The following is a 21,487-nucleotide window of genomic DNA, read 5'->3' as shown; positions in this document are numbered from 1 at the left end:
GGCACCGACGTCTCAAGTCAGTGCCCATGCGGCATTTACATCAGCATAAACATGACAAACTGTACCAGCGGTACGGCAGAGCCATCAGAGGTGATGATTTGGTTTCCCTCAATTTTGGCAGACAGCACAGTATTTTTATCTGTTTGTATGACAAAACCCGCTTTGGTCAGATCCTGTACTTTTGCTTGCCACGGTGACTGTGTCACCACTCCATTGGGTACCGAGACATCAAGATCACCGCTTACCTGATTGACCAGTTGCTGCAAATTAAACACGCCAGTTGGCTCACTGCCTTTCACATCGACGTGCATGTCGACACTGATATCGCCTTCTGGCACGGTTAAGCTGGCGGGCGACAAATCAATCGATAACCCCGACTGCAACAATTGCACCAAAGCTTGGTCAAAGGCCTCCATACTCACTGGCGCGCTACCTTCTTGCCACTGCGACGAGAGTAACGCGATTTGGGACATGGCACTGTAATCAAGATGATTGGCATCGAGTGCCACTACCAAGTTACGCCACTGCGTGTTGTTCGGTAACGCAATCGTTCCCACCGTCAGTTGGTTGGTGTTATTTAGCTCGCGGGTTGACGTTGACTCAGACGTAATCAACTTGTTCCCTATCTCAAGCTTGACGTCGCCCAGCTTTAACGATTGACCGCTCACATCACTGAAGTGCGCTTGCTCGAGCGATAAAGACTGTTCACCAATCCACAGACCATCTTGCAAATAGCCGCTTCCTGACCCCGACACGCTATCCACTTTCAGTTGCTGCCCACTATCGTCGTTGAAGGCCAGCGCGGGTAAAGAAAAGGTTGCGTTCACATGTCCTTTGCGGTCGATCTCGCCTTGTAGGCTTAACTCACTCGCGGTCAGGTTACTGCTCGCCTCTGATAGCGAAAAAGGTGCGACGGTAAGGTGATAATCGGATGCCCCTGTCATCAAGGTATCTAGCTCTAAACGAACTGGGGTTGGGTTACCTGGCCACGCTTTTTGGGTGATCGCTTGTAGCTCAGGCGTCATCACTAACGTGTTGCTTGACGAGACGCCAAACACGCCATGAGAAATCTCTGAGGCGATTTCGTAGCTAACGGGTAAGCCCGACTGCGCAAGCATCGCTTTGGTTTCACCCTGAAATGAGAGATGTGTGACCGCCTGCGAGCTTAAATACCCGCGATCGTAGGTCTGCTGCTCAAGCGTGAATTCTGCCGTTGAGCGCTGATCGACTTCTCGCTCATACATCGACTGTGCGATTTGGCCAGTCGCAAACGGCCAACACGCAACAATCGCAAGGCCACCTGCGATGGCACCATACTTTCCTAAAAACATGTTTTCTTTGCCTCAGGCATGCGAAAAATCATAGTGTAACTAAAATTAGGCGCTGAAGATAACGCGTTATACTGTGAAGGCAAACTGTTATGGAAGCCATCGCACAGGTCAATAGACAATGGATAATAAGAAGGAACTTTCTCACTAATGAGGCAAGGGCGTGTATCACAGTACCGCCATGCAGAATACGGTGTATTTATTCGTGAATGTCGACCATTTCGCATCATTGCCGCGGATAAATGCATACAATCAAAGCATATTTGCAATAGATCGACAGAGTGTATGAATCCCTACGTTATATTGTGCATTGACCAAGACCCTTTCGTGGTAGAGCAGTTGTCTCACGACCTCGCGCCGTTTCGTGATGTGTTTGATCTTTGCAGTGCAGAGACCCCAGACGACGCCTATACCATGCTCGACGACTTTAAGGCTAACGAGCAACAGGTGGCATTACTGATCTGCCATAACGGGTCGGACGATAATCGCGGTATCGATCTATTAGTCAATGTCGACAACCACTCTGCCAGTCAAGGCGCACGGACTGTTTTGCTCAGTGAGGCACCGCAATACGATATTATTTTGCAGGCGGTGAATGAAGGCCGACTCAATTATTGTATGCACAAGCCTTGGCGAGCCGAGGAGATGCAGCGTGTTGCCGAAAAAGAACTCACTACCTACGTGTTGCGCTATTGCCAACATGATTTACTGCGTTACACCGAAGTGTTAGATCACCGCACCTTATTAGATGCCCAAGTTGAGCGCGAGATAAGTCAATTTCAAGCGCAATTGTTAGCGCCAGGCGAGACCGACAAAGCAGCGGTCGCCGATCGCGTCATTGCCGGTTTGTATGCGTTTTTTGAAGGCAACGATGAAAGCCGTGCGTGCCGCACCTACAGTGCCAACCATGTGCTTACCAAAGAAAATCAAGATAATGCATTTTTGTGGTTTATCACCGACGGTGACGTTGGGCTGTATAAAACAGATGACGAAGGGCAAGAGCACCATGTTTCCACCCTTTCTTCCGGCAGCTTGATTGGCAGTATGTCGTTCGTGACGGGAGACGTTTCTTTCTCTACGGGGCGCACCCTCACTCGGACGCAGGTGATCAAAATCGATCATGCGTTATTTAGCAAAATAATGACCAGCCGCTCTGAGCTGCTGCCATTGTTTATTCAATACCTGTTGCTGCACTTTAACCAACGCTTAAAGCGCAGTATCGATACCGAAATCCAGCTGCAGCAAACGCTCGCCTCACTGGACGAAGCTAACCGCCAGTTATTAGAAAAAGAAAAAATGGCACTACTGGGGCAACTCGTGGCGGGCGTCGCTCACGAACTCAATAATCCAGTGTCAGCGATTTTACGCAACAGTGACGCACTTGCAGACGCCCTAGAGGAAGTGGCAAAAACCCCGTTGACCTCAGCCAGCCGCGAACAAGCCCTGTCGCTTTTACAGACAAACCGCGAGAGTTCCCCCCTATCAACCGCCACGGCTCGAACCTATACCCGCACCCTAAGCGACCTTACCGGGGATAAACGGATCGCGCGCGATTTAGTCAACATTGGGTTGTATCAGCCTGAAAACATCAAAGAGTGGCAACAACGTCTGGGTGAGGGCTTTAATCACGAACTTGCTACCTGGAAGCAATACGCCCGCTGTGGGCGGTTATTGCGCTCTAATCATGTCTGCGCGGCGCGTATTGCCGATCTCGTCAAAAGCTTACGCACCTATGCCCGTCAAGACAGCGAACAACGCCAACGCACCCGTATTATTGAAAACATTGATGATACCCTTACCTTATTTGAGCATCGACTCAAGCCTCATCAATTGGAAAAACGCTACGACTGGGTGCCCGATATTATTGCTCAGCCCTCGGCCTTAGCGCAGGTATGGACAAACCTCATTGCCAATGCCTTAGATGCGATGCAAACGCCAGGCACACTGACAGTGACAGTAAAAACACTCAATGACCAAGCCTCTGGCACGATAGAAGTGTCGGTCAGTGATACCGGTATAGGCATGACCCCTGAGCAGCAAGCAAAAATGTTTGCGTTAAATTACACCACCAAACGCGAAGGTCATTTTGGTCTAGGTATTGGCCTGACCATGTGCCAAACCATTATCCATGAGCAAGGGGGCGATATTCAGGTACACTCGCAGCCAGCTGTCGGTACCACAATGACAGTGACGTTACCTATTGAACTCCCCGCCTCTGCCAGTAAGGAGCCCCAACGATGAGCCAATACTTAGTCCTATGTGTCGATGATGAGCGTGATGTGCTCGATAGCGTGATCGATGACTTGCAAGGCTTTACCGATCACTTCGAGGTGGAAGCGGCAGAGTCAGTCGCAGAAGCACGAGAAGTGATTGCGGACATGGCCACAGAAGGTACCAAGCTGGCATTGATTCTGTGTGATCATATTATGCCCGGCGAGCTCGGGGTGGAATTTTTGATTGAGTTAGCCAATCAGCCAGAGACAGCGTCGACGCGCAAAGTGTTACTGACCGGCCAAGCAGGCTTAGAAGATACGGTCTCTGCGGTTAATCACGCCAGTTTACACTATTACCTTGCCAAACCTTGGCAAAAAGAGACCTTGGTCAGTGTCGTCACCGATCAGCTCACCAGCTATGTCATCGCGCACGAAGCCAATTTATTGCCGTGGACCAGTGTACTGGACACCCCTAGGATTGTAGAAGCCATCAACCGCAACAAATGGGATATGGGCTCAGAATAGCTCTCAAACCAGTTCGTACACGTCGATAGGTCAAAAATCGGTAAAAAAGCCTGACTCACGGGCGGATGTGCTTGTTTCTGCGCGCAATCGTCTTATAGAATGATTTGAACACCAATAACAAGTGGAATTGATAATGCGTAAATCTCTTTTAGCCAGCGCGATTGTCGCTTTGGCTTCATTCAGCGCCGTGGCCAATGAAGAAGACGCCAACCTCACCACCATGAGTAACTTCAGTTACGACTATCTGGAAGGACGCATCGGTGTTAGCCCACTCACCTATGGTGCAGGATTTAGCATGTCTATCCATCCCAACGCGCACGTACGCGTAGAAGCGGATACCGAATTTGATTCCGATTGGGACACGGCTGCTGGGATTGGCTTTCATGCGCCGATTAACAACTGGGCAGACTTAACCGGTGAGCTACTCGCGCGTGGCGTCAACAAAGACAACTTTGATAGTGATGTCGGCTTAGAGGTCAACTTAGGCGTGCGTCAGTGGCTTGGGCCACAAGTTGAAGTTGGCGGCGAAATCGGCCTGCTAACAGTGGATGATGAAGAAGATACCTTTGGATCTGCCTACGGGCGATTCCATGCCACTGAGCTATTCTCACTCGGTGCAGCCTACCGTGTTAACGAGTGGTACGGCGATCAGTTTATGTTTACCACGCGTTTTAAATACTGATAAGTCCACTCGGTAATGCATTGCCATCAAGCAATGGCGTATTGCCGCCAGACGTTGAAAGTCAGATCAAAAAAACCCGCATCGCTGCGGGTTTTTATGTATGCACTCATGCACAACTAACGGATCAATAGCATAGGCACGGTCGATTCAACCAACAACTTAGTGGTATTGCTCCCCACAAAGAATTGACGCAGTTTTGAGTGCCCGTAGGCGCCCATCACGATCATGCCCACTTGATTATCAGTTTGATACGCTAAAATCGCGCGGTGCACGTCACCGGTTAACTGAGCCTCAACCACATCGACACCCGCCGTTTTCAAGCGCTCTGCCGCGCGTTTAAACGCTGCCAGCTTTTCTTGCGAGTCTTCCACCATCACTAAATGACAGGTCATCCCTGCCAACAGCGGTGTGCTCAGTGCTTTTTCCACTAGCTTTTCGCTGATATCGCTGCCATCGAATGCTAATAAGTAGCTTTCAGGTGTTGAAAACTCACCGTTAGCAACCAAGGTATGCGCTTTAATCGAGCGCACCACGCTTTCAAGCTGCGAACCAATCGCCTTGGTGTCGTTTTGGTGTAGTTCACCTGATTTACCTAATACTAATACCCGCGTCTGTGGCTCGATATCCAGTAAGGTCTCCACCAAATTGCCATGGCGCTGCAACTTGCGCACATCGCTCAGCCCTTTGGCTTTAGCGTCTTCTTCCAGCTCAGACAGCAAGGCTTTGCCGTGCTTCATGGCTAGCTTGGCGCGCTGCTCATCCAGCTCCACCAGCTCTTGTAGCAGTTGTTCACGGCTACCCACGCCCAAGTTGCCTGATAGTTCAGGCTCCGCTTGGTGTGAGGACTTATCCAGCACATGCAAAAGTGTCAAAGGGACAGACAAGCGCTTGGCAGCCCAAACGCTCAAATCTGCCACTTGCTTTGAATAATGCGGGCCATCTACGCACGCGGTAATTTGTTCCATGGTCGGTCTCCTTAGTGGCCACCCATCATTTTTTCTACTTCTTCTGGTTTATCGTGCACGCCGAACTTATCGACAATGGTCGCCGTGGCATCATTCATTCCCACGATATTCACCTCGGTACCCTCACGGCGGAACTTAATGACCACCTTATCAAGCACAGACACGGAGGTGATATCCCAGAAGTGCGCTGCCGAGAGATCGATGGTGACACGCTCCAACGCCTCTTTGAAGTCAAACGATGATAAAAATTGATCTGACGAGGCAAAAAAGACTTGGCCAACAACACGATAAGTACGCGCATCGCCATTGTCTTCAGGCTCGCTTTTAACCACCATAAAGCGACCAATTTTATTGGCAAAGAACAAGGCTGCCAGTAGCACCCCAACCAATACACCGATCGCGAGGTTGTGGGTGAAGACCACGACCACCACGGTCGAGACCATCACGATATTAGTCGATAGTGGGTGTGATTTCAGGTTAACCACTGACTCCCAAGAGAAGGTACCGATAGACACCATGATCATTACCGCCACCAGTGCGGCCATCGGGATTTGGCTGATCCAATCACTGAGGAACACCACCATAATCAGCAATAGCACACCGGCGAACAAGGTAGAAAGACGTCCACGTCCACCGGATTTAATGTTAATGACCGACTGACCAATCATCGCACAACCGGCCATACCGCCCAAGAAACCGGTGGCGATATTGGCAACACCTTGACCTTTACATTCACGGTTTTTCTCACTGTCTGTGTCGGTCAAATCATCGACGATGGTGGCGGTCATCATCGACTCAAGCAAACCCACCACAGCCAGTGCCGCAGAATAAGGGAAGATAATCGCCAGGGTTTCAACGTTTAGCGGCACATCCGGCCATAAGAACACTGGCAAGGTATCAGGCAGTTCACCCATGTCACCCACGGTACGCAAGTCGAGGTTATACGCCATTGCAATACCGGTTAGGATAAGAATACACATCAAAGGTGATGGCACCATTTTACCAATACGAGGAATGTGAGGGAAAAGATAGATGATCGCCAAACCGGCGGCCGTCATTGGATACACATGCCACATAATCTCGCCCATAAGAGTGATTTGTGGATAGTAAAGTCCAATACCAGAATCGGTCACCGCGAGCGCTTCCCATGTCACCTTTAGACCCTGGATGATTTCCGGACCAATGAGCTCTGGCAACTGCGCCATAAAGATCAGGATCGCGAGCGCGTTGACAAACCCGGTTACCACTGAGCGAGAAACAAAACGCATCAGGTTACCGAGTTTTAAATAACCGGCCGCTATTTGCAGTATCCCGGTTAGCACAGTGGCCGCCAATAGGTACTCAAGCCCATGCTCTTTCACTAAGGTCACCATCAACAGCGCCATCGCACCCGTTGCGGCGGAAATCATGCCTGGACGGCCACCCACAAAGGCAATGATCACTGCGATACTGAAGGAGGCGTAAAGCCCGACTTTCGGATCCACACCGGCAATAATCGAGAAGGCAATCGCTTCTGGGATCAAGGCCAATGCCACAACGATACCCGCAAGAATATCGCCACGTACATTGGAGAACCAATCACGCTGAATTCTATCTATCATGAACGTCTCTACAAAATTGGGTTAAAAAAGGTGTTGCGCTCATTTCAGGCCTGATTTCACCTGAAAATCAAAACGCGTGATCCTAGTCACTTATTGACCAAGCGTCAACTCCCCTTTTTTTGTCCAATAACGACTTAATTTTTATAAATCAGGCGCTTAATTTGTAATTGTAATATTTTTAGCGCAGATTTATTTCATTCTTTTCTCCAACCCCCTTTTTCGCTTATTTTTACCATCAGGCAAGGTTGGCTTTCGCACATTAGGGTTAGCGCTGTATCTTATATACGTGGATACACAGGCACCAACAGCACGGTAAAGGAAAGAATCAATCCAATGAGTGCATAAATCAGTTGGTTAAGCGTCCAGCCAATATCGATAACGATACCGAACACCCAAGGTGCCAATGCGGTGGAGAGGATCATCATGCCAGTCACCAAAGACCGAATGGCACCAATATGCGAGACCCCATACATTTCCGCCCATAAGGTATTAATCACAGGATTGGTTGCACCAATCGCTAAACCGAAAAGGCACATAAAAAGCGGTGCCGCAAGGGTATGATCAATGTTAGCTATCACCATTAGCCCAATTAGCAGTGGAATGGGAATTAAGATAAGTACATTTCGCGAACGATATTTATCAATCAAGCTGCCTGATATCACTGAGCTTAGCCAATGCACGGCCCCGTAAAATACGAAACTGCCCGCTAATACGCCCGGCGTCCACCTTTTCGCTTCCAGGATAAAGTCCTGTTGGATAAAGACGCCGGTCACCAGAAACGGCGTCACCAAAGCTATCGGTATGATCATCCAAAACCGCCAGTCGCGAACAACTTGACGCCGACTCGCATCGCTGGCGTGGTTTTGATTATCTGCGTCAATACGGGTCCGCTTAAGGTCTGCTTTTCTGACTAGCCATAACACCAGTGGTAAAAACACCACTAACAGGGTGGCACCAATGAATAACCAGCTTTCTCGCCAGCCCAAAAACGCGATTAAGCCAATGACAATTGAGGGTAAAACCACCTCGCCAATGGCAACACCACTGCCGACCAAGCTAATGGCTTTGCCTTTATCCTGCTGTGCACGCTTAATCACAGTGGCCTGCGCGATGTGAGGCAAAAAACCTTGTCCACAAAAACGCAGTAAGAAGAAAACCAGCAGCAAGCCCACCACACTATCAACGGAATACATCAACGCACACGCAACCATCAGTAACGTGGCAAAAAAGATCAGTAGTTTGTCGACCCGCACCCGATCCACCACACCACCAAAGCTAATCACCAACACGCTGCTGGTCATGGTCGCAATGGCGTAAATCCCGCCGTAGGTTGCATCACTCAACAACAGCGCATCTTTAATACTGCTGCCATACCAACTGATGAAAAACGATTGACCAATGTTGCCAAAAAAGATCGATAGAAAGCCAAAAGCAATTAACGGCCATTGGTGCCTGATTAATGTCACATACGATCGCGCTAGCATACGCCTCCATTGCCCCCTGTCATTTCATTTTGAAACGTCATATATCAACACGCCTTCAAGGGTTTACTTAATGCATGAGGTGAAAGCTGACTATGACATGCCTGCACGGAAGAAGAAATGAAACCCGACCTGCTTACGTCGGTTTTGTGATGCCTTTTAATCCATGTTGGCGATGAATCAATCGCTTATTCATGTTTTACCGCTTACTGACACACAAACGGGCTGAGATGCGCTAGGCTTTGCGCCCTCTCAATATCACAGACAATAACAACAATATGAATCCAGTCATGTCAGCACCAACCAAGATGGCGTTACGCTTCCCCAAAGGGCGATTCGCCATGTTGAGTGTGTACAGCTTTACCGGTGCCGCCATTGTGGCTTCTACCATTTTTTCCCTGCTGCTTTTCTTATCCCTTGACGACAACCCGCTTATGCAATGGTTGTTCGGGGCACTGGCAGTGATTTTTGAAGCGGGTAAGTTTTACGCATGGTACGAGTTTGGCGAGCGCCGAGCGCACGGCAACTATGTGGGTGCCCTATCAGCCTTGGCTTTTTATCTCATTTTGGCCTTAATCTCGATTGGCGGCAGTATTGGCGGCATCAATAGTGCCACCAATGCCGCGCAAAGTGAGCAGCGCCAAGCCCAAGCGCAGATTGACGCTTATAACCGACAAATCGATGCTATCGAGCAACAAATCACCTTGAATAATCAAGCTGCCGAGCGTTATATCGAATTGGATAGAATTGCGACTGGCGTGGCGCGATTACAAAAAGAAAACAACCAATTACGCAAAGAGCAACAGCAACTCGCGTTAGAGCGCGATAGTTTACCCGCGGTGGCACAGGGGTCCATCTTGGGATTGATTAGCAACCTTGCTAACACATTAGGCGTCAGCGCCGATCAAGCCCAATCTTGGCTGGTGATTTTTCTCTCTGTGTTGCTCGATGTGTTCGCCGCTTTCTTTGTCGGCGTGATTGGTGAAGAGCAGCGTTTCCGCCATTGGTATCGTCACCCACATGCCACGCCCCCTACGCCTTTGAACAACAAGGCCTCTCCTCGTGCCAATGATATCAACACGGAATCCACCACGCCGGATTCAGCGTCTCCTCACGAGGATACGGATGCGCCTTATGCAGATATCAAAGCCGCGCTAGCCGCCAAAACGCTACGTTGTAGCAAAAAAGCCGTGATGGCGGAATATGCACTCAGCCAAGAGGCCGTCGATACCCTATTTACCCACTTACAACAGCAGGGATTGGTGGCCAAAAAGCCGAACCACCATTATCACTGGGTGGGTTAAACCACCAGCATCAATATACCGCTGAGTATCATGGCGGGAAGCCCACTTAACTATCCCGTTCTTTGCGACTGCGTAGCGATGTGGTACAAACATCTTGTAAGTTTGTTAATCAGTACGTTACCTGACCTTTTAGCACCTTACCGATAAAAACAATTTATAACCAAGCAAATACAACAAAAAGGTGATCTATGCATAAGGCTGCACAAGAGGTGCATGCGCCTGAGGCATCAGTATGGCGCGCATTAGGCGATGTCAGTCCGTTGTGCCTCGCCGTCCTGCCTTGGGGGATACTCTGCGGTTCATTAGGGCTACAAATGGGATTCAGTGCACTGCAAACACAAGCCATGTCATTACTGGTTTTTGCCGGGGCGGTGCAATTGTCGGGCACCATGATGGTGGGCAATGCGGCGGGCTTACCAGCGGTACTCAGTTCCACACTGGTGATTAGCGCACGGCACCTTCTCTATGGTGCTCACTTTCGACAGTACATCACTCCCTTGCCACTTAAATGGCGTCTCGGCCTCGGCTTTTTACTGACCGATGAAATGTATGCGCTTTCAACCGCACACACCAGCAAGCAGGGAAGATTTTCTAAACACTATGCCCTGTATACGGGCGCCGCGTTTTACGTTGGTTGGAATCTTGCCACCTTGGCGGGGATTCTAGCTGGTTCTCAGCTGAAAGCCTTGGAAGCGATCGGCCTCGACTTTGCCATTGCAGCCACCTTTATCGCACTGACCGTGCCCAGTATAAAAACCCGCCCCGTACTGCTTTGTGCCTTGGCAAGCGGTGTCAGTATGCTGCTATTCACCTATTACCACATCCCCAATGCGTTAATCATTGCAACCGGCGTAGGTATGGTCGCGGGGCTAATGGCTGAATCGTTACCGACAAGGAGGGCGTCAACATGAGTTATTGGTTAATCATCGTCGCCATGGCGCTGATCACCTTCTCGGTGCGTTATCTGCTACTGGCACGGAGTATCCCTGTGCGCATTGGGCCGCGATTGCAACGACTCCTGACCTACTCTGCACCGGCGGTCCTGACCGCGCTATGGGTACCGATTGTCTTCTTTCCCGAGGATCAGCTGGCTATCTCTACCACCAATCCTTATTTACTCGGCGCCTTGGTCGCTATCGGTTTAGCCTGTACCCGTCTATCGACCTTATTAGTGGTCGGGCTATCGATTGGTTTTTTCGTTACCCTTCAGCTTTGGGTCCTGGGATAAATAACGACGATAAGCCAGTCAGTGCGATGCCACTATAGCAAGAGGCAGGGTCATCACCCTACCTCTTTAATTTATTTGGTGGTTGTCTCAGTCACCCGTTCTTATCACGACACATGCTGTTTTTCCGCCTCGAGGACAGGCTTTTTACTGCGCAGCTGCAATTCATCAAGATCTTGGTTTAAAGACTCTGACAAGTCGCTAATTTTCACCATATCTTGTTTGTTTTCTTCCGATATTTCCGCTGCCTCCGCGCCAGATTCGGTCAAACGGTTGATGTTTGCGGCAATATCGGTCGACACCGTTCTTTGCTGTTCAATCGCACTGGCTAAGGAATTGATGCGATCACTGATAGTAGAAAAGTTATCAAGTACCCCCTCAATCGACTGGGACGTATCAGAGGCTTGAGATGAGGCACTTTGCGCCAGCTTCTCGGTGCGATCCGATAGCTCTGATGATTGCTTGAGACTCCGGAACAACTCTTTGGTCATATCATTGATCTCACTCGCCGACGCTTGTGTCCGGCTCGCCAGTTGACGTACTTCATCGGCAACCACGGCAAAGCCTCGTCCTTGCTCGCCCGCACGCGCCGCTTCGATTGCGGCATTTAACGCCAACAAGTTCGTCTGCTTAGCCACATCGGTGATCACCGAGAGAAAATGCTCAATTTGACTCGCACTGTGCTCAACTTTGTCAAACATCTCGGCTGACACTTTAATCGCCGACACTAGCTCATCGAGCTCACTCATCATATCGGTAAGCTCTTGTTGCGACTGACGCGAGCTCGAATCAATCTTGCCCGCTTCTTCCGATATGGCTTGAACATCTTCAGAGAGCGAACCCACCGTGGTGGTCATCTCTTCGATGGCGGTGGCAATACTGTCTATTTTCTCGCTCTGCGCGTCATTAATTGCAGCGCCTTTCTTCGCACGTTTTTCCGAGGCATCGGTAAAGCTATCCAAGGTATCGGCGGCTTTCTCAATATTGCGTACCGTGCGGCGCAGCTTTTCAACCGCATGGTTAAGCGAGGTGGCCACCTCCGCAAACTCATCACCGTCTCGCGTATCAATCGCCGCCGTTAAGTCACCTCGCGCTAACGACTTAGCGAAGCGATTCACTTTTGTAAGCCCAGCTTTAAAACGTCGGTCAATAAAAACAGCCGCCGAGCCTGCAACCAATACATTTAACCCCAGCACTACGTACTCGTTAAGCCAGGGCAAGTGGATAATTAGTGAGGCAGTAAACCCCACCATGATGACATAACTCCCAATTGTCACCGCACGAATCGATACCTTTGGCATTGCTTATCCTCCTGTGATTTTAGCTGAGGCACGCCCAGCATTGCAGACAGAAATCAAGATAAGTGCCAAGTATTCGTCACGGCGGGAGAAAGTTAGGCAGGTAGCCAATTACGCTTTTAGATCAACGGTTTGGAAAATGAGATATTTAACTAGTACGATAGGATGAATAAAGTCGTAGGCCAACGCTTGTCCCGCTATTGCAATTCGCACAAAAAAGCAGTCCAAGGGAAGGTTACCCGTAAAGCTGCTTTTAAAATAACCACTTAAAATAGCGGTAATGCGTTGCAATTTGCTAATTCATTGAATAACAGTGGGTTATGCCGTTTCCTGCGCCCTTTGTTGTACGCGAGAAACATGGACTAGGCCCATCAATTTGATACTCGGTTTGAGTAACAGTTGCGCACTCCCTACGATAAACAGCCAAGTCCCGCTTTCCATTAACGCATCGTTGAGAAAAAAGAAGCTACCGATCAAAAACCAAATCGCAATGAGCAAATCATTAAATGCCCCCAACGCTTCATAGCGACGCTGGATCACTAAGTGCTTATTACCAATATCAATATCCAGCTCAGGGCCATTGCGCTGTATCATCTTGCCTCCTCTGGACCTTGGTATTAACAATGAATAGCCAAATCATGGCATTAACAATCAAGGTGTTGCCGTTTAATGCCCAGCATGGTTCTCACCATGTTGACCACAAACGTGACCGCACTCAATCCTAAAAACAACCAAGCTAGCGGGATGAATGCGAAAGGTTCGTTGAGACTGCCGTTAGCAGCAACATGTGGCGTGGAAAGGTTGAAGGCGAGCAGGCAACCCGTGCCGATGAGGAAGAGGATAAACGAGGTACGAAAATGTCGCAGTAGGGTTAACATAAAACCTATATTCGTTGCTTCAGTACTCTCTGAGACTGACCACAACACTAAAAGTTCCATGTCTCTCACATTTTTTTCAAAAAAACCGCTACCTTGCATGATGCGTAGGTAGCGGCCGATTCATTTAGCGTGTTGGTTGTGCGCCCTTCAAAGCTTGTATGTCGACACCTTGTCGCTCAGCTGTGTCGCTTGGTTACGCAGGTTGTCCGCCTCTTGCGAGGTATCGTTGGCACTGCTTACAAGGTGCTCAGAGACATCTTTGATGGATGTGATGTTTTGTGTGATCTCACTCGTCACATGGGTTTGCTCTTCTGCCGCTGTCGCGATCTGCGTCGCCATATCACTGATCTGATTGACCGCTGCATCAATTTCACTCAACGCGGCAGTGGCTTTATCCACATCAGAAACAGAATCACCTGCCAACGCTGAGCTGCTCTCCATGGTCGATACCGCGCTTGCCGTCGTCGTTTGCAACGTCTCAATCGTGGATTTAATTTCTTCTGTCGAGGCATGCGTTCGCTGCGACAAAATACGTACCTCATCCGCGACCACGGCAAAGCCTCGTCCTTGCTCACCTGCGCGGGCTGCCTCAATGGCTGCGTTTAGCGCAAGTAAGTTGGTTTGCTCAGCAATTCCTTGAATCGTCGATAGTACCGTCGAAATCTCCTGCGAGTGCTTATCTAGCTCGGCAACGATAGTGCTAGCCTGTTTCAGCTCATCCGACAAACGGGTGATCGATGTTTTGGTATTTTCGACCACCGCACGTCCGTTATCGGTACTAGCGGTCGATTCTTGCGCCGTATTCGCGGTATGTTCAGCATGAGAGGCGATCTCTTGTGTCGCAGACGCCAACTCGGTGACGGCGGTTGCTACCATGGTCACTTCTTGCTGCTGCTGATTAATATCATCCACGTTGCGGCGCGCACGTTCCGTACTGCTATCCGATTGTGATGTCAGCTGTTGTGCTTGCTCGCGAATGTGGCTAATCAACTGATGCATACTGCCAACAAAGGTGTTGAAGTTTTTCGCCAGTTGCCCCACTTCATCTTCACTTTCAACGTCAATACGTTGAGTGAGATCGCCACTACCATGAGCGATTTGCTCGAGGGCATTAGAGACATTAGTCAGCGGTCTAAATAGAATATTCACCAGTAGATTAAAGAGCAGCGTACACGCAATCACCACGGCAATTGTTACTGCAATTTGCCCCCACACCGCATCAAACAGTGGCGCGACTAAGGAGTCATAGTTAATAACGGTGACAGTGATTAATCCGGTATCTTTAATAGGTTTGGCATATACCACACTTTCTGCCCCGCCGACGTCGGCCATCACACTCTCACCCGAATTCATGGCAGACTTCACCGTGCTGAAAGACAAGCCTAGCTGGTTAATTGGCTCGTTAAGTAGCTCGGTATTGGCGTGAGTAAAAATATTGCCTTCGCTGTTGGCGATAAACATATAGCCATTACCTGGCAAGATCACCTTCTCGAGACCTTCGATAATGTCGCCAATTTCAACATCCGCCCCAAGCACCAAGGTATCGCCGTTGAACTGGAGCGCTTTACCTAACGACACCACATTGGCGCCGGTTGCCGCAGCAACCGTAGGATTATCCATAAACACACTCGACGAGTCCGCTTTGGCGTTGATATACCAACCCCACTTGCGCGGATCGTCATTACCCGGCGGTAGCACAACACCGTTTGCGTTATCCTGACTGCCATCTGGGTAGGCAAGAAAAACATTGTCAAAGCCACCTGCATCACGTACTTGCTTGAGGTGAGTGACCATATTGTTCTCATCGGCCTCACTGGTTAGTGAGGTCATCGCACGCTCTTTTGACGCGACCCAATCAGAGACATATTGATTGTATGATGCAGTGGTACTTTCCAATCGCTGTGCCACTTCGGTGTCCAACCGGGAAAGTGATGCGCGAAACGATAACGCTTCAACGAGCAAACCACCGATAATGATGGCTACACTTGCCGACAGCGCGAGCTTGTGTTTGAGGGAGAGTTTTTTAAACATAACGGCCTTGTTCGTTTGTCATAATGTTTTAATAATGATTTTTAGTAAAACAGCGTTATTTGCCACCCGCAAAATAAGCGCCATACAACTGATAGGTATATCACAACAATGGTGCAAGACAATTACTCAAGCTGTTGTCAGAAGGCGATAAATTGACCAATTTCATGCAACATACCTGGTTTCAAGCCTCGAGACCATCGCTTGTCTATTCCAAGGCTAGCAGCCCAATTAGCACACATACTGCGCCAGATCAGAGAAATGTAACAAACCCAAAACCAAGGAAAGTGACTTAAGTATCAATCACTCGCCCCCTCCTCGCAACTTTGAAAGTCCTAAACTACGCTTTAACTAACTGAGATAAACGCGAATAGGGGCGAAGTGAATGGACTTGTTTGCAGATCAACGTGACGGCGCATCTCCCAAGTCTAATGAGACCAATTCAGCATCTGATGCAGCGCCATGGCGGATACTGCTGATTGATGACGATGATCTGATGCATGAGGTAACACGGCTCGCGCTAACGGGATTCACGTTTCAAGGACGCCCTTTAGAGATATTGTCTGCCCTCTCTGGGCAGGAAGCGCGAGAAGTGTTGGAGAAAGAGTCAGATATCGCGTTGGCACTCGTTGATGTGGTAATGGAAACCGAGCACGCAGGTTTGGATTTGGTACGGCATATTCGAGATGAAATGAATAACCACCTGATCCGCCTAGTATTGCGCACCGGACAAGCCGGACAAGCACCGGAAGATCGGGTGATCCGTGAATATGATATTGACGACTACAAAGAGAAAACGGAGCTCACCACACAAAAACTCAAAACTCTACTATATTCAATGCTACGTTCTTACCGCGACCTCTGCATGATTGAAGAGCAGAAAGAAGGGTTGCGGCGTGTGATTGAAGCATCGGCCAACGTGCAAAACACCACCAATCTTCAACACTACGCCACCGCGGTGCTCGAGCAACTCACATCCCTTCTCTATATCCACGACTCTGCGTTTTATTGTGTGGTTCAACCTCGCCCGGGAGCAGAAGAATCCCGCGCACTCACCCTGGCGGCGACCGGGGAGTATGTAAACTGCTACACCGAATGCGCCTTTGATAAACTCCCTAGCAATGTTTCAAACCGTTGCAAGCAAGCGCTTGAAGCACAGAAAAGCCTCCAATTCGACGACGGATTTGTGCTTTTCCACCGCGATGATGAAGATGTCGAGTTTTTGCTGTATGTCAATCATGACAAAGCCCTATCAGAGCTCGATCAGCACTTGCTAAAGATTTACATGCAAAACATTGGACTGACGTTTGAGAACTTAAGCTTAATGGTCGATTTGCGTGAGACCTCCAAAGAACTGGTTTACAACTTGGCAAACGCGGTGGAAGCGAGGAGTAAAGAAACCGGAGCGCATGTACAACGGGTATCTTTATTCTGTGAAAAGTTAGGGCAGCTCTATGGTTTGGACGAACACAAAACCATGCTGCTGAAACATGGCTCCCCCCTCCATGATGTCGGTAAAGTTGCTATCCCAGACGCGATTTTACACAAACCGGGTAAACTCGATGCGGAGGAATGGGAGACGATGAAAAAGCATGTCGAGTACGGGGTAGAAATTCTCAGCCACTCCAAGCGGCGCCTGATCGTCGAAGCCAAAGAGATTGCAGCCACCCATCACGAAAAATGGGACGGAACAGGCTACCCCAATCAGCTCGCCGGCGAGGCCATTCCGATCAGTGGTCGAATTTCAGCATTGGCAGATGTATTCGATGCCCTAGGTTCGAAGCGCTCGTACAAACAAGCGTGGAGTGATGATGACATCCGCCACGAGCTCGTGGCTCAACGTGGCAAGCATTTCGAGCCCAAGCTGGTCGATTTACTGCTCGAGCATTGGGACGATTTTATTGCTATCCGCGCCGCGTATCCAGATTAAGTAGAACAGTGACGCCTTGGGTCTTAATCACGATATATAACAGATCAAACTGTCTATGAGCCGAAGCCACAAATTTGATGACAGCATCCGTAATCCGTTCTTCAGCTTAGTAGGAAGACGGATTTTGCTGATCATGATTTTGCTCAGTGGCTTTTTTACCATTCTCACCACCTTGCTACAAACCTATTGGGATTACGATGAAGCGTTCGATCTGGTGGACAGCCGACACTACGAAATTGAACACATTCATGCCGACTTACTCGCCAGCTCGCTTTGGATCTATGACTTAACCAGTGTCCAAGAGCGCATTGATGGGTTAATCAATTTGCCACATGTTGATTATTTAGCCGTGCGCTCAGAGAACTACCTCTTTGAAGCGGGATCCCCCTTAGCCGTGAGTAAAATGGTCAATGAGTATCCGCTCCAGTATGACGACCCCGATACGGGGAAAATCCAACGGATTGGTACTATCTACGTCGAATCCAACACGAACGCTATCTACAATGATCTGATACAACACTTTTTTATCACACTGCTATTGAACGCAATAAAAACACTCATTGTTTGCTACCTCATTTTGTTGGTGTTTCACCATACCGTCAGCCAACGCGTGTTTAAAGTGGCGCAGTTTTTACGTCAGTACAATCCGCTTGATCCCAACGAAGAAAAGCTGACCTTGCCCCGCAAACGCTACATCATGGAAAAAGAAGACGAGCTCGACTGGCTAGCAGCCGAAACCAATAAAATCACCCAGAATATGTCAACGCTCTATCGCAATATTATGCTAGAACGGGAGCGCTTGTCTGACTTTACCCATGTCTCTTCAGATTGGCTGTGGGAAACCGACGCCGATCTCAAGCTGACCTTTTGCTCCGATCCGATGCGGTTGGCGTTTGACCTTAATCCCAACCAGTATCCGCACCTTGACAAGTTGCTTTCTGCTGTCGGTTGTCACCAATTCATGGCCAATCTTCATCGACAGCAGGACTTTTCGATGTGTGAAGAGATCGTACCCGTTGAGGGTGAAAGCCGGTATTTTGTCTTTCAGGCGCTTGCCCATCACGGTATTGATGGTTTTCGCGGTTTCAGAGGCACGGGCATCGATATCACCGCGCTGAAAACGGCCCAGTTTGAACTGGAAACATTAAACCATAACCTAGAAGAAACCGTTGATGAACGAACCCGTGAACTCCAAGAGAATATGGAGCACTTAAAAGCGGCACAAGAACAGTTGGTCGAGTCGGAAAAGCTCGCGGCACTGGGGAGTCTAGTGGCAGGTGTTGCGCATGAGGTCAACACCCCTTTAGGCATCGCCGTCACCGCATCATCCGTGATTAAAGATATCACCCACACGCTCAATCAAGCGTTTGAGGAACAAACGTTGACCAGCACGCAGTTTGCTTCATTGATTAAACAAGTGAACGACAGCGTAGTCATGCTGGAGAACAACCTCAAGCGTGCGACCCACCTTATTCGTGACTTTAAACAGACCGCGGTTGACCAAGTATCAGAAGCGCTCACCGAATTTGATGTCAAACAGACAATAGACGCACTCGTCGCCAGCTTACACCCAGAAACCCGTAAAATCCCGGTGACTCCCGAGGTCAGTGGCGAGCCTGACATACTCATGTATAGCTTACCCGGCGTCATCACCCAGGTCGTCTCTAACCTCGTGATGAATAGCATCAACCATGCCTTTGACGAGACCGATAACCCTAAAATAACGATCGAATTTGAAAGACAAGGAGACCACCTTTATCTCTGTTACCAAGATAATGGTTGTGGTGTAGAGCAATCCCTTCACCATCGCATTTTTGAACCGTTTTATACCAGTAAACGCGGGCGAGGAGGCTCAGGGCTTGGCCTCAATCTGGTCTTTAACCTCGTCAAACAAAAGCTAGGCGGCGAGCTGCAATTTGAATCAGCACCCGGGCAAGGCGTGAAGTTTATGTTTCTGATCCCCCTAAGCTTATCAAGCCAAATAGCCCGCTACGCGAGTGAAAGCAAAGAGTAAGGTGATGCGCATAGAATGGAAAAGCTAGAAAGGTTTGAACAAGGTCTCAAGCACCCACTTTTTAGTATTGTTGGCCGCCGAATCATTCTGCTGATGGTCCTACTCAGTGGTTTTTTTACCATATTAACCACGCTACTGCAGCTATCATGGGATTACGAGGAAGCCTTTGACCATGTTGACCGCCGCCATGCGGAAATTCAAAACGTCCACGCCGACTTAATTGCGTCGTCTTTATGGGTGTTTGACCTTGTGAGTGCGCAAAATCGACTGGATGGCCTAGTCAACCTTCCCTATATCGACTATCTCTCGATTGAGTTTGATGGCGTGGTGTTGGATGCAGGAAAACCACTTTCCAGCAGTAATGTGGTCAGCCAGACGGAGCTCAATTATTTCCACCCCGACACCAATCGCCGCATTAATTTGGGCACCTTACGCGTCGAATCTGACGCGCAAAAAATCTATGACCTCTTGTTACAGCAATTTCTCGTTACGCTCGTTTTGAACGGGATAAAAACCCTGATTGTCTGCTCGCTGATTTTATGGGTCTTCCACCAAAGCGTCAGCCAACGTGTATTTGCTATCACCAAGCACTTGGCTAGCTTTGATCCTCTCGAACCTGTCCACGAACCTTTGCGGTTGAAACATCGTAAGTTCATTATGGAAAAAAGTGATGAACTCGATTGGCTGGCGGACGAAACCAATAAAATCACCTTGCGGATGACGAGCCTCTATAGGAATATCGCCTTAGAACAGGCGCGGTTATCTGATTTCACTAACGCCGCTTCAGATTGGTTATGGGAGACCGATGCCACGCAGCGACTGACATTTTGCTCTGAAGCGATGCAAGCGGCGCTCGCGATCTCGATTGAAAATAACCCCAAAATAAAGTCAGTACCCGCACTGAGTCACTGCACATCACTGTTAAACTGTTTGGACACATACGATGATTTCACCATGTGTGAAGAAAAAATCACCTTGGGGAAACACACCTACTACTTTGTATTCCAAGGAATAGCACATTTCACCGAACACGGCTTCACGGGCTTTCGCGGAACCGCGATTGATATCACCGAGCTTAAAACGACCCAGTTGGAACTCGAGCAACTGAACCAGAGTTTAGAAGCGACCGTTGAAGCACGAACCCAGGATCTCGCGCAGAGTATGGAAAACCTTAAAGCCGCGCAAAATCAACTGGTAGAATCCGAAAAGCTCGCCGCGTTGGGTAGCTTGGTAGCGGGCGTTGCCCACGAGGTGAACACGCCCCTAGGTATCGCGGTAACGGCTAATTCAGTGATCAAAGACGCGGTTTCCACACTTAACCGCGCATTCGAGCAAAAAACCTTGACCAGTGAGCAGTATGCCACCGTGATGAAACAGGTCACGGATGGCACACATATGCTAGAAAACAACCTCAATCGTGCCGCACGATTAATTCGGGATTTCAAACAAACAGCGGTCGACCAAGTCTCTGAAAATCGGAGTCAATTCCGCCCCGTGCAAACACTTGAAGCATTAATGGGAAGTTTGCGCCCCGAAACCAAGAAAGTACCGGTTGTGCCTATCGTCGAGGGCGACGCTAAGCTTGTTATGAGTAGCCTGCCCGGAGTGCTTACCCAGGTTATTTCCAACTTGGTGATGAACAGTGTCCGCCATGCCTTTGATACGGTTAATGATCCTCGTATTCACATTCGTATTGCCGATAAAGGTGAGATCGTGGAAATCCGCTATACCGATAATGGTGTCGGGGTTGCGCCCGAACTTCACCAACGTATTTTTGAGCCCTTCTACACCAGCTCACGCGGTAAAGGCGGTTCAGGGCTCGGCCTTAATCTCGTTTTCAATCTGGTGCACCAAAAACTGCAAGGAAAACTTCATTTCGATTCCAATATCAATCAGGGGGTTACCGTGGTGCTCAGCCTGCCTAAGTTTTTGACAGAAACATCTGCGCCACAAACTGAAAGTTCTACTGAATAACCGATTCAGCCATAAGAACACGGAACCAAGGAAAAGATAAT

Annotated in this window: 17 protein-coding genes; 9 read left to right on the top strand and 8 right to left on the bottom strand. The window is 49.1% G+C overall.

Annotation, left to right across the window (positions count from 1 at the left end; genetic code table 11):
• Positions 1-35: 35 nt before the first annotated feature.
• The gene (locus BZG20_RS11155) at positions 36-1,331 is read right to left on the bottom strand and encodes a DUF945 family protein (RefSeq protein ID WP_077579039.1); all 1,296 of its coding nucleotides are present in this window, start codon (positions 1,329-1,331) and stop codon (positions 36-38) included.
• Between the two features lie 282 nt (positions 1,332-1,613).
• On the opposite strand from BZG20_RS11155, the gene BZG20_RS11150 reads away from it, so the two are divergent.
• The 3 genes from BZG20_RS11150 (at position 1,614) to BZG20_RS11140 (ending at position 4,748) form a co-directional block, all read left to right on the top strand.
• The gene (locus BZG20_RS11150; RefSeq protein WP_198531478.1) at positions 1,614-3,569 is read left to right on the top strand and encodes an ATP-binding protein; all 1,956 of its coding nucleotides are present in this window, start codon (positions 1,614-1,616) and stop codon (positions 3,567-3,569) included.
• A complete protein-coding gene (locus BZG20_RS11145; RefSeq protein WP_077579037.1) occupies positions 3,566-4,066 on the top strand; it encodes a response regulator in 501 nt (166 codons plus the stop codon). The genes BZG20_RS11150 and BZG20_RS11145 overlap by 4 nt, the downstream gene beginning before the upstream one ends.
• Before the next feature lie 133 nt (positions 4,067-4,199).
• Entirely contained in the window at positions 4,200-4,748 is a 549-nt protein-coding gene (locus BZG20_RS11140; protein ID WP_046073060.1) for a hypothetical protein, read from the top strand.
• 116 nt (positions 4,749-4,864) lie between these two features.
• On the opposite strand, the gene BZG20_RS11135 is transcribed toward BZG20_RS11140, so the two are convergent.
• The 3 genes from BZG20_RS11135 to BZG20_RS11125 all read right to left on the bottom strand — a co-directional run bounded on the left by BZG20_RS11135 (position 4,865) and on the right by BZG20_RS11125 (position 8,798).
• Positions 4,865-5,713, bottom strand: a complete 849-nt coding sequence (locus tag BZG20_RS11135) for a universal stress protein (protein ID WP_077579036.1) — start codon at positions 5,711-5,713, stop codon at positions 4,865-4,867.
• Positions 5,714-5,724: 11 nt separating this feature from the next.
• Positions 5,725-7,314: a SulP family inorganic anion transporter gene (locus BZG20_RS11130; RefSeq protein ID WP_077579035.1), complete on the bottom strand. Its 1,590-nt coding sequence runs from the start codon at positions 7,312-7,314 to the stop codon at positions 5,725-5,727.
• A 278-nt stretch (positions 7,315-7,592) separates the two neighbouring features.
• A complete protein-coding gene (locus BZG20_RS11125) occupies positions 7,593-8,798 on the bottom strand; it encodes an MFS transporter (RefSeq protein WP_077579034.1) in 1,206 nt (401 codons plus the stop codon).
• A 287-nt stretch (positions 8,799-9,085) separates the two neighbouring features.
• Between BZG20_RS11125 and BZG20_RS11120 the strand changes: the two genes are divergently transcribed.
• From BZG20_RS11120 to BZG20_RS11110, 3 genes are all read left to right on the top strand, one after another.
• Complete coding sequence (locus BZG20_RS11120) at positions 9,086-10,099, top strand: bZIP transcription factor (protein ID WP_077579033.1); 1,014 nt, start codon at positions 9,086-9,088, stop codon at positions 10,097-10,099.
• 188 nt (positions 10,100-10,287) lie between these two features.
• Complete coding sequence (locus tag BZG20_RS11115; protein ID WP_077579032.1) at positions 10,288-11,010, top strand: AzlC family ABC transporter permease; 723 nt, start codon at positions 10,288-10,290, stop codon at positions 11,008-11,010.
• Complete coding sequence (locus BZG20_RS11110) at positions 11,007-11,327, top strand: AzlD domain-containing protein (RefSeq protein WP_046073054.1); 321 nt, start codon at positions 11,007-11,009, stop codon at positions 11,325-11,327. Before BZG20_RS11115 ends, BZG20_RS11110 begins: the two co-directional genes overlap by 4 nt.
• Positions 11,328-11,431: 104 nt before the next feature.
• Here BZG20_RS11110 and BZG20_RS11105 read toward each other — a convergent pair whose 3' ends face one another.
• From BZG20_RS11105 to BZG20_RS11090, 4 genes are all read right to left on the bottom strand, one after another.
• Complete coding sequence (locus BZG20_RS11105) at positions 11,432-12,625, bottom strand: methyl-accepting chemotaxis protein (protein ID WP_077579031.1); 1,194 nt, start codon at positions 12,623-12,625, stop codon at positions 11,432-11,434.
• Positions 12,626-12,940: 315 nt separating this feature from the next.
• Entirely contained in the window at positions 12,941-13,216 is a 276-nt protein-coding gene (locus BZG20_RS11100; protein WP_046073052.1) for a YrhK family protein, read from the bottom strand.
• A gap of 50 nt (positions 13,217-13,266) precedes the next feature.
• Positions 13,267-13,560, bottom strand: coding sequence for a DUF3955 domain-containing protein (locus BZG20_RS11095; protein WP_158010032.1), 294 nt, complete (start codon positions 13,558-13,560; stop codon positions 13,267-13,269).
• Positions 13,561-13,647: 87 nt separating this feature from the next.
• Positions 13,648-15,531: a methyl-accepting chemotaxis protein gene (locus BZG20_RS11090; protein ID WP_077579030.1), complete on the bottom strand. Its 1,884-nt coding sequence runs from the start codon at positions 15,529-15,531 to the stop codon at positions 13,648-13,650.
• Positions 15,532-15,913: 382 nt separating this feature from the next.
• On the opposite strand from BZG20_RS11090, the gene BZG20_RS11085 reads away from it, so the two are divergent.
• The 3 genes from BZG20_RS11085 to BZG20_RS11075 are packed head-to-tail and all read left to right on the top strand — an operon-like array spanning position 15,914 to position 21,446.
• The gene (locus BZG20_RS11085; RefSeq protein ID WP_077579029.1) at positions 15,914-17,458 is read left to right on the top strand and encodes a response regulator; all 1,545 of its coding nucleotides are present in this window, start codon (positions 15,914-15,916) and stop codon (positions 17,456-17,458) included.
• 55 nt (positions 17,459-17,513) lie between these two features.
• Complete coding sequence (locus tag BZG20_RS11080) at positions 17,514-19,472, top strand: ATP-binding protein (protein WP_077579028.1); 1,959 nt, start codon at positions 17,514-17,516, stop codon at positions 19,470-19,472.
• A gap of 15 nt (positions 19,473-19,487) precedes the next feature.
• On the top strand, positions 19,488-21,446 hold the full coding sequence (locus BZG20_RS11075; RefSeq protein ID WP_077579027.1) for an ATP-binding protein: 1,959 nt from the start codon (positions 19,488-19,490) through the stop codon (positions 21,444-21,446).
• The last annotated feature ends 41 nt before the right edge of the window (positions 21,447-21,487 follow it).

The organism is Salinivibrio sp. IB868, assembly GCF_001995655.1.
Lineage (GTDB): Bacteria > Pseudomonadota > Gammaproteobacteria > Enterobacterales > Vibrionaceae > Salinivibrio > Salinivibrio siamensis.
Note: the sequence above shows the minus strand (reverse complement) of the source record. Positions and strands in the feature narration are given on the sequence as shown.

Coding starts and splice junctions, on each gene's coding strand:
- BZG20_RS11125 (WP_077579034.1), bottom strand. CDS start 8,798: ATGCTAGCGCGATCGTATGTGACATTAATCAGGCACCAATGGCCGTTA.
- BZG20_RS11105 (WP_077579031.1), bottom strand. CDS start 12,625: ATGCCAAAGGTATCGATTCGTGCGGTGACAATTGGGAGTTATGTCATC.
- BZG20_RS11145 (WP_077579037.1), top strand. CDS start 3,566: ATGAGCCAATACTTAGTCCTATGTGTCGATGATGAGCGTGATGTGCTC.
- BZG20_RS11100 (WP_046073052.1), bottom strand. CDS start 13,216: ATGATACAGCGCAATGGCCCTGAGCTGGATATTGATATTGGTAATAAG.
- BZG20_RS11080 (WP_077579028.1), top strand. CDS start 17,514: ATGAGCCGAAGCCACAAATTTGATGACAGCATCCGTAATCCGTTCTTC.
- BZG20_RS11120 (WP_077579033.1), top strand. CDS start 9,086: ATGTCAGCACCAACCAAGATGGCGTTACGCTTCCCCAAAGGGCGATTC.
- BZG20_RS11135 (WP_077579036.1), bottom strand. CDS start 5,713: ATGGAACAAATTACCGCGTGCGTAGATGGCCCGCATTATTCAAAGCAA.
- BZG20_RS11090 (WP_077579030.1), bottom strand. CDS start 15,531: ATGTTTAAAAAACTCTCCCTCAAACACAAGCTCGCGCTGTCGGCAAGT.
- BZG20_RS11150 (WP_198531478.1), top strand. CDS start 1,614: ATGAATCCCTACGTTATATTGTGCATTGACCAAGACCCTTTCGTGGTA.
- BZG20_RS11075 (WP_077579027.1), top strand. CDS start 19,488: ATGGAAAAGCTAGAAAGGTTTGAACAAGGTCTCAAGCACCCACTTTTT.
- BZG20_RS11130 (WP_077579035.1), bottom strand. CDS start 7,314: ATGATAGATAGAATTCAGCGTGATTGGTTCTCCAATGTACGTGGCGAT.
- BZG20_RS11110 (WP_046073054.1), top strand. CDS start 11,007: ATGAGTTATTGGTTAATCATCGTCGCCATGGCGCTGATCACCTTCTCG.
- BZG20_RS11115 (WP_077579032.1), top strand. CDS start 10,288: ATGCATAAGGCTGCACAAGAGGTGCATGCGCCTGAGGCATCAGTATGG.
- BZG20_RS11085 (WP_077579029.1), top strand. CDS start 15,914: ATGGACTTGTTTGCAGATCAACGTGACGGCGCATCTCCCAAGTCTAAT.
- BZG20_RS11095 (WP_158010032.1), bottom strand. CDS start 13,560: ATGGAACTTTTAGTGTTGTGGTCAGTCTCAGAGAGTACTGAAGCAACG.
- BZG20_RS11140 (WP_046073060.1), top strand. CDS start 4,200: ATGCGTAAATCTCTTTTAGCCAGCGCGATTGTCGCTTTGGCTTCATTC.
- BZG20_RS11155 (WP_077579039.1), bottom strand. CDS start 1,331: ATGTTTTTAGGAAAGTATGGTGCCATCGCAGGTGGCCTTGCGATTGTT.